Origin of the sequence: Pseudomonas sp. A214, assembly GCF_900156295.1 — a bacterium.
Taxonomy (GTDB): domain Bacteria; phylum Pseudomonadota; class Gammaproteobacteria; order Pseudomonadales; family Pseudomonadaceae; genus Aquipseudomonas; species Aquipseudomonas rhizophila.
Window position 1 is genome coordinate 3,975,971 of sequence record NZ_LT707062.1, and the last position, 12,418, is coordinate 3,988,388.

General features: G+C 56.0%; 11 protein-coding genes. 6 read left to right on the forward strand and 5 right to left on the reverse strand.

All coding sequences use genetic code 11. The features are described from left to right. Window positions 1-46: 46 nt before the first annotated feature. From BW979_RS17795 to ptrR, 4 genes are all read right to left on the reverse strand, one after another. On the reverse strand, window positions 47-1,408 hold the full coding sequence (locus BW979_RS17795; protein WP_076384820.1) for an MFS transporter: 1,362 nt from the start codon (window positions 1,406-1,408) through the stop codon (window positions 47-49). A 118-nt stretch (window positions 1,409-1,526) separates the two neighbouring features. Continuing rightward, window positions 1,527-2,405 carry an alpha/beta fold hydrolase gene (locus tag BW979_RS17800; RefSeq protein WP_076384822.1) on the reverse strand — a complete coding sequence of 293 codons (879 nt, stop codon included), beginning with the start codon at window positions 2,403-2,405 and terminating at the stop codon, window positions 1,527-1,529. A 3-nt stretch (window positions 2,406-2,408) separates the two neighbouring features. Further along, window positions 2,409-2,789, reverse strand: a complete 381-nt coding sequence (locus BW979_RS17805) for a hypothetical protein (protein ID WP_076384824.1) — start codon at window positions 2,787-2,789, stop codon at window positions 2,409-2,411. 459 nt (window positions 2,790-3,248) lie between these two features. Continuing rightward, on the reverse strand, window positions 3,249-4,151 hold the full coding sequence (ptrR, locus tag BW979_RS17810) for a putrescine utilization regulator PtrR (protein WP_076384826.1): 903 nt from the start codon (window positions 4,149-4,151) through the stop codon (window positions 3,249-3,251). Window positions 4,152-4,380: 229 nt separating this feature from the next. Here ptrR and BW979_RS17815 point away from each other — a divergent pair, with 229 nt between their 5' ends. Together BW979_RS17815 and BW979_RS17820 are read left to right on the forward strand one after the other, a co-directional pair. After that, window positions 4,381-5,772 carry an aldehyde dehydrogenase family protein gene (locus tag BW979_RS17815; RefSeq protein ID WP_076384828.1) on the forward strand — a complete coding sequence of 464 codons (1,392 nt, stop codon included), beginning with the start codon at window positions 4,381-4,383 and terminating at the stop codon, window positions 5,770-5,772. A 337-nt stretch (window positions 5,773-6,109) separates the two neighbouring features. After that, the gene (locus BW979_RS17820) at window positions 6,110-7,066 is read left to right on the forward strand and encodes a hypothetical protein (protein ID WP_083714419.1); all 957 of its coding nucleotides are present in this window, start codon (window positions 6,110-6,112) and stop codon (window positions 7,064-7,066) included. Window positions 7,067-7,212: 146 nt separating this feature from the next. On the opposite strand, the gene BW979_RS17825 is transcribed toward BW979_RS17820, so the two are convergent. Next, on the reverse strand, window positions 7,213-8,133 hold the full coding sequence (locus tag BW979_RS17825; RefSeq protein WP_076384830.1) for a LysR family transcriptional regulator: 921 nt from the start codon (window positions 8,131-8,133) through the stop codon (window positions 7,213-7,215). 111 nt (window positions 8,134-8,244) lie between these two features. On the opposite strand from BW979_RS17825, the gene BW979_RS17830 reads away from it, so the two are divergent. From BW979_RS17830 to BW979_RS17845, 4 genes are all read left to right on the forward strand, one after another. Next, window positions 8,245-9,369 (forward strand): metallophosphoesterase, encoded by a 1,125-nt coding sequence (locus tag BW979_RS17830; RefSeq protein WP_076384832.1) that lies wholly within the window; start codon window positions 8,245-8,247, stop codon window positions 9,367-9,369. Between the two features lie 12 nt (window positions 9,370-9,381). Next, window positions 9,382-10,236: an SDR family NAD(P)-dependent oxidoreductase gene (locus BW979_RS17835; RefSeq protein WP_076384834.1), complete on the forward strand. Its 855-nt coding sequence runs from the start codon at window positions 9,382-9,384 to the stop codon at window positions 10,234-10,236. Between the two features lie 173 nt (window positions 10,237-10,409). Next, window positions 10,410-11,540, forward strand: coding sequence for an MFS transporter (locus tag BW979_RS17840; protein WP_231990627.1), 1,131 nt, complete (start codon window positions 10,410-10,412; stop codon window positions 11,538-11,540). Window positions 11,541-11,576: 36 nt separating this feature from the next. Continuing rightward, the gene (locus tag BW979_RS17845; RefSeq protein WP_076384838.1) at window positions 11,577-12,404 is read left to right on the forward strand and encodes an aldo/keto reductase; all 828 of its coding nucleotides are present in this window, start codon (window positions 11,577-11,579) and stop codon (window positions 12,402-12,404) included. Window positions 12,405-12,418 lie beyond the last annotated feature (14 nt).

Genomic DNA, 12,418 nt, shown 5'->3' on the forward strand with positions numbered 1-12,418 from the left:
AAACCGTTGAGACCCCCGTCAATCGACGGGGCCCATTATCCATTTCTCAAACCGACCCGTGACCGGACTGAGCAACCTCAAATTCTTCGGTGTGTTGCTTCACTGGCGCAGCGAAGAACAACATGAAGCCAGACAGTACACATGGGACAGCGCCAAACCAGACCGCAGCTTGCAGCCAGGAATCACCAGCACCCAAGAACATTGCCGAGCCCGCGCTGGCAATGATTGCCCCTACCGGGCCAATGCCCGTGACGATCGATGCGCCGGTGCCCCGCACAGAGGAGTCATAGCTTTCACCGACGTAGAACAAGAGGCACGAGTAAGGGCCGATCAGGAAGAACTGGCCGATGCTGTAAAGAGCAATGACCATCCACGTCTCGCTAGGGCCGTTGAGCATGGCCCAGAACGCAGCGCCACCCAGCATCCATCCCACAGCAATCACATTGCGTCGACCAAAGCGGTCGCCGAAGTAACCGTGGGTCAGGTATCCGAGATAAGCCACCAGATTGGACAGGAGCAGGATGATCAGCGAATTGCCAAAAGAAACGTGGTGCACGCTCATCAGTACTGTGGTGCCCAAGACGCTAAAGATCTGAACGGGGAACCAGTTAAGCAGGTGCGCGCAGCCAAGTACCAGGGTGGCTCGACGCGCTTTACCCTTGAGCACGCTGGCCAGCCCAGCAGAGTGTTCGTGTTCTATCTGTTGGCTCTGGGCAAGCGCCTGAGCCTCACCGTTCTTACCCGAAGCCTTGAGGGCTTTGATTTTGCTCAGCGCCTCAAACTGAGGGCTTTCACGCAAGCGCGTTGCCATGAACGCTACGATCAGGGAAGGGATTGCGGCGAAAATGAAGCACCCCTGCCAGCCGACATGAGGAAGCAAGACTGCGGTCAACCCCGCTGCCAAAAGTGCACCAATTGGCCAGCCGCCTTGCACCAAGCTGTAGATCAGGCCACGACGCTTCGCAATACGGGGATCTTTCGATGCGGAGTACAGCTCACTCAGGTAAGCGCCATTGACGCCTTGCTCGGCGTAGCCAAGACCTGCCAGCGATCGGATGAGGGTGAGCATCAATGTTCCGATCGAGCCAGCCCCTGCCGTCAGCGCAGAGCAGATACCCGCACCGCCCACAGTGATCACCATGCCAGCCCGACGACCGAACCGATCTACCAGTGGCCCTACTGCGAGCGCTACAACAACCGTACCAAAAGCGACCCAGGTCGCGAGACGCGCTTGAGCAGCATCATCCAAACCTGTCGCTTTACCAATTTCTGGCAACAACATGCCGAAAAGAATGAAATCATAAACAGCAAATGTCCAAGCCAGAAATGCCACTAGCGTTGCATATTTTACTTGAGCATTAGTCACGGACGCAGGTCGCCAAGCACCATTTTCCGGGCACTGAGACATTTTTAATACTCCACGAGTAGAATTTTATTGATTGGCAGATGCGCCGATCATTCTTGTTGTTTTAAATCGCGGTTCTTTGGATGGGAGGACAGTACTGTTACTGCCTCCCGTCCGGACATTACAACGACTTGGTGTGAATCTCATTCAGGATGGGGAGCAGATACTCCCTGAAGGCCGTGTAGTCTTCGGTGGCTGGGAAGTGCCCCAGCTTTTCCATAGGCCAGAACTTAGCGCCGGGAACCAGATCGGCCACCATCTGAGTTTCGGCAGGCGAAGTGTTCGGATCATATTCGCCTGTCAGAAGGTAGAGCATGCACTTGCTGGTATCGATAGTGCGTGCTTGTTCCGGAGTTACGTTGTGCTCGTAGTAGTAATAGTTCAGGTCACCGGCAAAGACACCTGGGCCACCGCACATATACTCCCACTGAATTTCACGGACGTTCGCTTCTGGCGAATACGGTGAGATGTTCAGCATCATCGCCGCGCCGATGGAGTTACGGCTGACGTTGGGGTTGTCAAACTCCCGACGGATGCCTGCCATACCGACATCAACGTACTCTTGAGCGGACTGCAGCGCGCCTTCAACCGAGATAGTGGCGCGGTAATGATCCGGACGGTACAGCGCCAGGTCAATTGCCAGATGGCCGCCCATCGACGAACCCATGTAGATTGGCGAGTCCAGTTGCAGGGCTTCGCTCAGTGCTTGCGGGAAGTCCAGCATGAAGTCGCGAGTCATCTTGTATTCCTGCTCCCACCAGTTCACCCCATACGGCGGCAGGGACTTACCGTGGTAAGGCAGGTCGAACGCGATGACGCGGAACTTGCTGGTGACCTCTTCATCACACAGCAGATGACGATACTGGCGACCGTCGGAACCTGCGGTGTGGCCAACCAGCAGCGGAATACCCTGCCCTGCTTCTTCGTAGTACACCCGGTACTCGATGCCTTGGACGTTCAGGTAGATATAGCGACCTACAATTGGATCATGCTTGGCCATTTTTCAGCACTCCTGCGAATGGATTTTGCGGAGCAGCTGCATCATCCGATTCAGTGCTGGCAGATAGGCGAAGGTGGCATGGCTGTCACTGATAGACAGGCCGTGCTTGATGGCTGTGGACTGCAGGCTCTGGAAGAACGGCTTCGGCTTCTCAGCGAGCATTTCTTTCCACAGTTCAGGTGTGCCCTTGACCATGATCTCGGTTTGAGTGTCGTCCGGCGCTCCCGACTCCACAGCTTCCAGTTTCCCTTCGTTGAAGGTCAGGTGATGCTGTTCTGAACCGGCAACCAGCTTGAGGGTACCGTTGAAATAGCGAGTCTCCCGAACGAATTCCGGATCCGTTTTGGCGACCTTTTCAAAGGCTTGAATATTGATGATAGGCATATCGTCACCTGATTATTTTTGTTGATTTCGCATCCCTGCGATCGGTATGGCGCTGGTACAGCTCCTGCCATACCGGTTTCGATTCCAGAGCCACCTAGGAGCCTTCGATTCGGCAGCTCCTCGTTATGATTGTAATACAATAATACCGCGACTCAACGCCAATATACCCCCTCTGCGACGAGTTGCAAGTCCCTGAAGAAAAATTTCCTAGACTGCTCTACCCCCCGTATTCTGCGGGGCGCGGCCTACAAGGGCTTGACCAGAACATTCTCTTTGCGAGAACGATCCCTTCCTTCGAATTCAGTTTTTTTGCAGGTCGAGCAGCGCTATGTTTCGCGATGTCACCCTGCACAGCCACGGCGCTCCTACGCCGTACGGGTGAACTCAGGTAACGCTGGTCTGCTTACCGTCTTTGCCCGCCCTGTAGCATTGGGGCGGGCTTTTTTTGGCCTAAAGAACTTAAGCCGTGGCTGTGCCTAAGGGGTCACCAGCATCACTCTGCGGCAGATCAGGGCTAAGCAGTTGAAGGAGAGCACTCACGTTTGGGTGCATGAACCCTTTTCGCCAGGCCAGCCAGATCTCCACCTTCGAGAACGACCCCGACAGTGGGAACGACTCCACCATTTCGGCCCCCTGCATCGCGCTGAGCATGCTCCTCGGAAACATCGCGATCCCAGCCCCTGCGGACACACAAGCGAGCATCCCGTGATAGGACTCCATTTCGAAAACACGGGCCGGCCGAACCCTGGCAGATGCAAACCAGTTTTCGAAGTGGCGACGGTATGAGCAATTTGAACGGAAGGCATACACCGTCTCGCCGGCCACATCACGCGGATGCCGAATCGGTGCGTGTTTGCGCGGAGCGATGACCAGCATGTCCTCTTCAAAGACCTTTTGACCATCCAATGCCAAATGCCCGATGGGCCCATCGATGAACGCCGCTGCGAGGCGCCCCTCGCTCACACCAATGATCATTTCTGCTGAGGAGCCAGTTGTCAGATCGAGCTGCACTGCAGGGTAGTGCTGGTGAAAGCTTGCTAGAACCGCCGGCATCCTCACGGCTGCCGTGCTCTCCAATGAGCCAATGGCAAACATGCCATGCGGTTCGCCACCCTTGATTACCCCTCTTGCCTCACTCACTAGATCGAGGATCTTCCTGGAATAGTCCAGAAAGACTGCCCCGGTGGGAGACAAATACAGGCGCAGCCGTTGCCTGATAAAGAGCTCGACACCCAGCTCGCTCTCCAGTTGCTTCAGCCTTGTCGTGACGTTTGAGGGTACGCGGTGTAGGCGCTGCGCCGCAGCGGTCACGCTTCCCTCCTCCGCAACAGCCCGGAAAATCTCAAGCTGCGTTAGATCCATAAATTCACTAAAAGAGAATGGTTCATTCTGAAATATTCATTTTTTGCCGATGCGCACCCGGCGTATGGTAGGAGCAAGAAATCGATAATGCTACAACCAGATTGTATTACAGGAATACGATATATAGCCTCGGAGCGCAACGGGTTCCTGCAGTTGCAACACCGCCCACCGACACGCGCCCGACGCCAAAGCGGCAGGAGCGCGATGACTGATTAAGAGGAGATAGAAAATGGTCTACCCGGACTACCGTAACGAAGCCGTGTCACTGAACCCTTCCACCGGCGAGGTTGTAGCTCGATACCCGTACCAATCTGATGGCGAGCTTGATGAGGCCTTGGAGCGCGTGCAGAGTGGCTTCAACGCTTGGCGAACAGTACCTGTCGTAGAGCGTGCGACCATCCTGACCAACATGGCTCGCGCGCTGCGTACCAATGCGGCCGACCTCGCACGTATGGAGGCCGTCGAGATGGGCAAGCCCGTCAGCCAAGGCCTCGCCGAGGTTGAGAAGACTGCGGCATTGTGCGAGTGGTATGCGGAACATGGCCCATCGATGCTGGAGCCCCAACCGACGCTGGTGGAAAACAATCAAGCGTTCATCGAGTTCCGCCCACTAGGCGCAGTTCTGGCCGTGATGCCTTGGAATTTCCCGATCTGGCAAATCCTGCGAGGCGCCGTCCCGGCCATTTTGTCAGGTAACCCATACGTCCTGAAGCATGCGCCGAATGTCATGGGTTGCGCCTACCTGCTGCAGCAGACCTGGGAAGCAGCTGGGCTTCCTGCAGGCCTCTTTGAGGTTATCAACGTCGCACCAGACGGCGTAAGCCGGGCGATCAAGGATCCTCGCATTGCATCCATCGCCGTCACGGGCAGTGTACGCGCGGGATCTGCCATTGCCGCTCAAGCTGGCGCGGAGTTGAAGAAGTGCGTCTTGGAGTTGGGTGGGTCGGATGCTTTCATTGTTCTCGCCGATGCCGACATCGATGAAGCAGTGAAAGCCGCCACTGTTGGTCGTTTCCAGAACACTGGCCAGATCTGCATCGCTGCCAAGCGAATCATTGTCGAGAAGGCCGTGGCCCAAGAATTTGAAGAAAAATTCGTAGCAGCCGTTAAACAGCTCAAGATCGGTGATCCGCTCCACGAAGCCACCTACATTGGGCCGATGGCTCGCTTCGACCTGCGGGAAGAGCTAGACGGCCAAGTCCAGGCGACGATCAATGAGGGAGCCCGTTTGCTGCTGGGTGGTAAGAGGATTCCAGGCGACGGCAACTACTACGAGCCAACCATTCTGGCTGACGTCAAACCCGGGATGACCTCCTTCGTCCAGGAGGTCTTCGGGCCGGTCGCATCCATCATCGTGGCGGACAGCCCTGAACATGCCATTGTGCTCGCCAACGACAGTGAGTTCGGGCTTGCTGGAAGCCTGTGGACGGGGGATGTCACTAAAGCTAAGCAGTATGCGGCCAGGCTGGTGACCGGAGGGGTGTTCATCAACGGCTACACCGCTTCTGACCCACGCGTCCCGATTGGCGGCGTCAAGAAAAGTGGCTTTGGACGCGAGCTCTCCCATTTCGGCCTGCATGAGTTCTGCAACATCCAAACCGTTTGGATTGACCGGCGTTAAAGAAAGACCCTGCGCAGGCATCACGCCTGCGCGGTTTTCCGGCAATGCCAAGGATTTCTGGTCGGCTCTCTCAGTGACTATCACCTCTGCGGCTCACCCCTTACTCCCAGGTTCCGCAGTGCTGAAATTCGGATACCCGCCATACGTAAAACGCGCTGCTGTGAACTATTCAGTTAGGCGCACAAAAGTCCTTAGCGCAGGTTCGGTGGCGCCGTGTACATTACGCCACCCCTGTTGGCGGGCCACCGCAGGCCAAGGCTTGTAGTGAGCAACAGCGGTTACCAAACCCGGCGCATGGACGCTGGTTGCTCAATTTTTGACTGGATGGGTGACTCACATGGATCTGGATCAGATGCGACAGAACGCTCGGCATGCTGCTGCAGCGGGTATTTTTGCTGCTATGTCTTCAGAGGAAAAAAGCGAGCAGTTGCTCGCTCGAATCCAAGGACAATCCGATGCCCAAATCGATTTCGGTGCACGCTATGAGGGAGTGCCAGCTGACCAACTGGAAATCTATCGTGCCATGGTCAGAGGCCAAGACAACGCGTTCAACCGAGAGCTCAGCCTTGTCCACAATCTGCTGCAACCTGGTGATGTGATTCTCAGCACGGGAGACACCTTCGGAGCGAAAGTCATTACTAAGGGGCAAAAATTCGGCTATGAGCATGCGAGATCAAGCCATGTCGCGCTAATGCACGCAGAGTTCGTATGCGTCGATGCGATGCCCAGCCTGGGAGTTTCCAACAGGCTAGTGTCGGAGGTGTTGACTGATGTAAAGCCCGGTTGGCGTGTAATCCGGTGCAGGAAACTGGGCTCAGAACACATGGACAGAGTCTATCAGGCCTGTGCATTCTACTTGGCACAACCCTACAAAATCCTGCCGTCTAAGAAGCCGATGAAAGCCGCTGCATATTGCTCGGAGCTAGCGCGCAAGGTCTTTCTCCACACCGGCATCACGGGAATTGGCATTCCTAACGACCGCGTGTTGAGCCCGGGGAAATTTGATGAATTAGCTGACAATCATCCCCAATGGGAGGATGTCACCGAACAGGTCAAGCCTGCGATCGAATTCTGTATGAAGTACCCCAAGTTGATGGGCATGACCACTCGACTCATGATCGAAGGCCTCAAGCTAAACCGGAAGCGCTTCGAAGAAAGAAAAGCTCAGATCAAGCAAATTCAACTGGCGGCCAGCAAAAACGCAATTTCCAAAGAAAAGGCGAAGGAGCTGATCAAATCCATCCGCGAGATTGAAAACACGATGAACCACAAATTCTGGGACTACACGAAGTAGTTCCGGCTGGCAGGGCATCTATTGACAAGCGCTGTAGCACAGCGTCCGAGTGCATGATTGCCATCGATTGGGCCTACACCTGGCGCAGTCGAACCCAGTGAGAATATCTACACCATCCTGATGTCCTAAGGGCAAGCCGCTTACGCCTACGCAACTATCCTGGCACGCATCATATTGATGAGCTCACGCAGGCCCGGCGGCATTTGACGCCTCCCAGGGTAATACAGGTAGTAAGGCGGCTCTATCGGCGCCCAGTCCGCAAGCACTACCTGCAAGCGCCCGGTATCGAGATACGCTCGGATGCGCTCCTCGGGGCAATAGGTGATGCCTCGATCGGCCAGCGCCATCTGTATCCCAAATTCGGTTTCATTGACACACAACTGGCCTGGGACATCGATCACCTGGTGATCACCATCCTTCTGAAAATCCCACCGGTAGATGGTGCCCTGCCCCGTTCGGATCTGGATGCACTTGTGATTGAGGAGGTCTCCCGGGGTTTCCAGCCTTGGGGCCCGGTTAATGTACCGTGGTGACGCTGCCGCAACCCATCGGATACGGTCACTGATCGCTACCGCGATGAAGTCTTCTGGAATGGTTTCCCCGTACCGCACACCTGCATCGAATCCTGCAGCGACGATGTCCACCATTCGATCATCAATCGCAATTTCAACGGACACGTCAGGATAAGCATCCAGGTATGCCGGGAGATGCTTGACGAATAGCAACCTGGCGCCATCGCTCAGAACGTTAATGCGTAAACGTCCAGATGGTCGATCACGATGCTGATCCACTTCTGCCAATGCACCTCCTATCTCCTGAAAGCCAATGGCCAGACGTTTCGCCAGGGTTGTGCCTGCTGCCGTCGGTGAAACAGTTCGATTGGTACGATTCAGGAGGCGTACCCCAAGCCGCTCCTCCAGATTTCTGATGGCGTGACTGAGCGCAGAGGTCGTCACACCGAGTTCAACCGCTGCTTTTGTGAAGCTGCGATGCCCCTCTACGACCAGGAATGAATTCAAGTCGGCTAGGTCAGCGCGCGACAGTCTGGCGATAGGAAGGACGGGCATCAGGCGCTCCATGTTGAGCAAAATTCAATAAAGCATTCAAAACCCCTAAACAAATTCGGGGGTTCATCTCGCTATCATAAATACGCCTCAACCAAATTCAAGGTAGTCCTGGTGTTTCATGCTTATGTCCTAGCTGCATCCTTGTACTTGATCTGGCGTCTGGTGCTGCCCCTCCCCGTTGCCAAAATGTGGCGGGTAGCTGGCACGCTCATCGTTCTCATCATTGCGCAGTACCACGCCATTCAGATCGCTATCTTCGGCTCGATGTTTTCGCCCGAGATGCCTCGCAGTTGGATAATCGTTTGTGGTTGGGCCTTCTGCTCGCTTGTGCTGCTCACCGTGACCATCCTCGTGCTTGACCTCATCAGTTTAGGGATGCGGGTGCTGTCGAAAGATCCAGGACGGATCATGACGACGCGAAACAAGACCATCGCAGCAATGCTCGTGGGGCTGATGTCCGTTTACGGCGTTCAACAAGCTATCCAGGTACCGCCCATTCGGCGCGTGAGCATCAAGGTACCGAACCTGCCGCCGGAGTTTGAAGGCATGCGTATCGTGCAACTGTCGGATCTGCACATCAGTGGTTTGTTCGATGCGGCGTGGACGAGAGAGCTAGTTGCGAAGACCAATGCGTTGAATGGCGACCTGGTGGTGATCACCGGCGACTTGATTGATGGGACGCCTGAGGCAAGGCAGCACGACGTGGCTGCTTTGGGCGACCTGCGGGCTTCCCTTGGCGTCATCACAATCCCAGGCAACCACGAGTACTACTTTCAGGAACGTCGCTGGCGAAAAGTCTTCGAACAGCTGGGCATGAAGGTGTTGATCAACGAGCACCTCACCGTTGACCGTGGTGATGCGAAGCTGGCGATAGCCGGCGTTACCGACGAGGTGGCCGCGAAGTACAACGGAGCCGGGCCAAATCTCAGCAAGGCGATCTCTGGCGTTCCCGTCAACGTACCTATCGTGCTGCTTAAGCATCGTCCGGAAAGCGCCGATGACTCAGCCGCAGCAGGTGTCGCTGTCCAGCTCTCCGGGCACACACATGGCGGCATGATTTGGGGTCTGAATCAAATCGCACGCTATGCAAATGGCGGCTTCATTTCTGGCATGTACCGGGTTGGGGCCATGACCCTTTATGTCAGCAATGGCACAGCCCTTTGGAACGGCTTCCCAATCCGACTCGGTGTTCCTCCTGAAATTACCGAGCTGACACTGCATACCCGCCATCACTGAGGAGGTGAACTCATGAATCATCCAGCCATTCGTAAGGGCTGCGTTGCCGTCATCACGGGCGCTGCGGCAGGCATCGGCTTCGCGATCGCACGTCGACTCTGCGAGGAAGGCATGAAAATCGTGCTGTTCGACAAAGACCAAGCTGCGCTTGATGCCGCTGTCAGCAAGCTATACCAGGCTGTTCCGGGTGCACAGCTGTTGGCCGTTACCGGTGACGTCACCTCCGAGCAGTCGTTGCAGGAGCTGTACGATCGCGCCCAAGGATTTGGTGACGTATCACTGGTTGTGAACAACGCTGCTATCGCCAAAGGCGCAGGGCCGTGGAGCAACCTGGGTCAATGGCGCCAGACCATGGAGGTCAATTTCTGGAGTGTGCTGGCTATCCAGCAGCTTTTCACCGAATACCTGCTCAGCAATGGCACTCCTGCGGCCATAGTGAACCTCGGCTCCAAAGAAGGCATCACCACACCACCAGGCAATGCGGCTTACAACGTTTCAAAGGCTGCATTGAAGGTGCTGACCGAGCAACTGGCGCACGAGCTCTATCAGCGCTCAGGAAATCGTGTCAGCGCCCATTTGCTGATCCCTGGCTATACCTACACACCGATGAATTTCCCCGAGATGGCGAAGAGTTCCGCAAAGCCGGAGGCACCTTGGACAGCCGACCAAGTGGCCGATCGCATGGTTGAGAGCATGGCCCGGGGCGAGTTCTACCTGTTCTGCGAAGATAACGAAGTCACGCGAGAGCTAGACCAGCGCCGCATGCAGTGGTCGGCAGACGACATGATTAAAAACCGCCCTGCACTTTCCCGCTGGCATCCAGCGTACGCAGATCAATTCCGCGCCTACATCGCCGACCTGAAGTAATACCTCTCTCGATCAACACCACGCAACCCCGTTCCGCTCACCCGGAACGGGGGCAGGCCTTTTCACGCTCAAAAAAGGGCATCCTGATGAATACCCAAGTGACGCACTCCACCCATGACGCGAACGCTATCTCTGCACCTCACGGGGTCGCAACGGCGATCGTGACCCTCGGGATGGGCGGTCTGTTCATTGGTACCGGCGAATTCGTCTCCATGAGCCTTCTGCCCGAGATCGCCAAAACCACCGAGGTCTCAATCCCCGCTGCAGGTAGCTACATCACGGCGTATGCGCTAGGGGTAGTTGTCGGCGCTCCACTCATTGCAATCCTCGCCGCACGTTGGCCCCGCAAGCTCTTGCTCATTGCACTTCTGGCCCTGTTCGCCTTGGGCTATACGACCAGCGCTATTGCTTGGAACCACCCTTCTCTGCTCATCGCCCGCTTTATCAGCGGCTTGCCGCATGGAGCCTACTACGGGGTTGCCTGCTTGGTCGCAGCGACCTTGGTTGGCAAGGAAAAGAAAGCCCAAGCTGCAGGGTATGTCATGGCAGGCTTGGCAGCGGCCAATGTCATCGGTGTTCCCGTCGCCACGTGGATAGGGCAAATGATGGGGTGGCGAGCCACCTTCGGGGCGTTGGCAGTTGCTGGCGGCGTGTCCATGGCCATGTTCTGGTATTTCATCCCGACCATCGCCAAGGATGAACACGCGAGTCCCACCGCCGAGTTGGCAGGGCTGAAGCGCGTTCAGATCTGGCTGACGCTTGCTACCGCGTCTATTGGCTTCGGTGGCATGTTCGCCGTCTACAGTTACATCACCCCGACACTGACTGAAGTGTCAGGCTTCAGTGTTGAGCAGGTACCCATGGTGTTGGCGCTGTGGGGACTTGGGATGATCGCGGGGAATCTGATTGGAGGCCGGTTAGCTGACCGCGCGCTGACACCCGCGATCTTCTACATCAAGGTTTGGAACGTAGTTGTCCTGGCGTTTTTCTCGATCTTCTCATCCTCGTCAATCGCCACGCTCATCACCCTGTTCATGGTTGGCTGTGGGTTTGCCCTGGTGCCAGCGCTCCAGGTGCGCTTGATGAATGTGGCCGGGCGAGCACAGACATTGGCCGCCGCGTTGAACCACAGTGCATTCAATATCTCGAATGCAGTTGGAGCTAGCTTGGGTGGATGGGCAATCGCTGCTGGCTGGGGGTGGGCCTCGACCGGTTGGGTTGCCAGTGCTTTGGCCGTCCTGGGCGTGATGCTCATGAGCATCTCTGTACTGGTCGAGCGTTTTCAGTCGCGTAGCTCTTCCTGACCTTCCTTTTTTACTCAGATACCGACCGAGGTGAGCATGGATAATCATCAACCTGTGATCGAGCTACTTGATGGCAATCGTATTCCGCAACTGGGACTGGGCGTCTGGCAGGCCAGCCCGGAAGAAGCTCGTGCCGCCGTGAGTGTTGCGCTCAAGACCGGCTACCGCCATGTGGATACTGCGTCGATATACAAGAACGAGGATGGCGTGGGCGCAGGCCTTCAAGACTCCGGCATCCCTCGGCAAGACGTGTTCATCACCACAAAAGTGTGGAATGAAGACCAAGGCTATGAACGAACACTGCGAGCTATTGACGAAAGCCTTGGGCGCCTGGAGCTCGACTATGTGGATCTGCTGCTGATCCATTGGCCCGCCCCTTCAAATGGGCTGTTCATCGAAACCTGGCAGGCCATGATTGAGGCACAGAAAGCGGGCAAGGCTCGCTCAATCGGTGTCTCCAACTTTACTGCGCAGCATCTGGATCAGCTCGTGAACGCCACAGGCGTAAAACCGGTTCTGAATCAGGTCGAGCTTCACCCTTTCTTCCAGCAAGCCGAACTGCGCAAAGCTCATGAAAACCTGGGTGTGAAAACAGAGTCTTGGAGCCCCCTGGGTCAAGGTGAGGCACTGGCCAAGCCTGAAATTCAGGCCATCGCCCAGAAGCACCAACGCACCCCTGCCCAAGTGATCATTAAATGGCATTTGAGCCAGGGGCTGATCGCAATCCCCAAATCCGTCACACCCTCGCGTATCAGCGAGAACTTCAAGGTCTTCGACTTTGAGCTTGATAACGAAGACTTCCATGCCATCGAGCGATTGAATGAGGAGCGCAGGCTGGGCCCGGATCCAGATAGGTTCTCCTGATATTTGCTTACAGA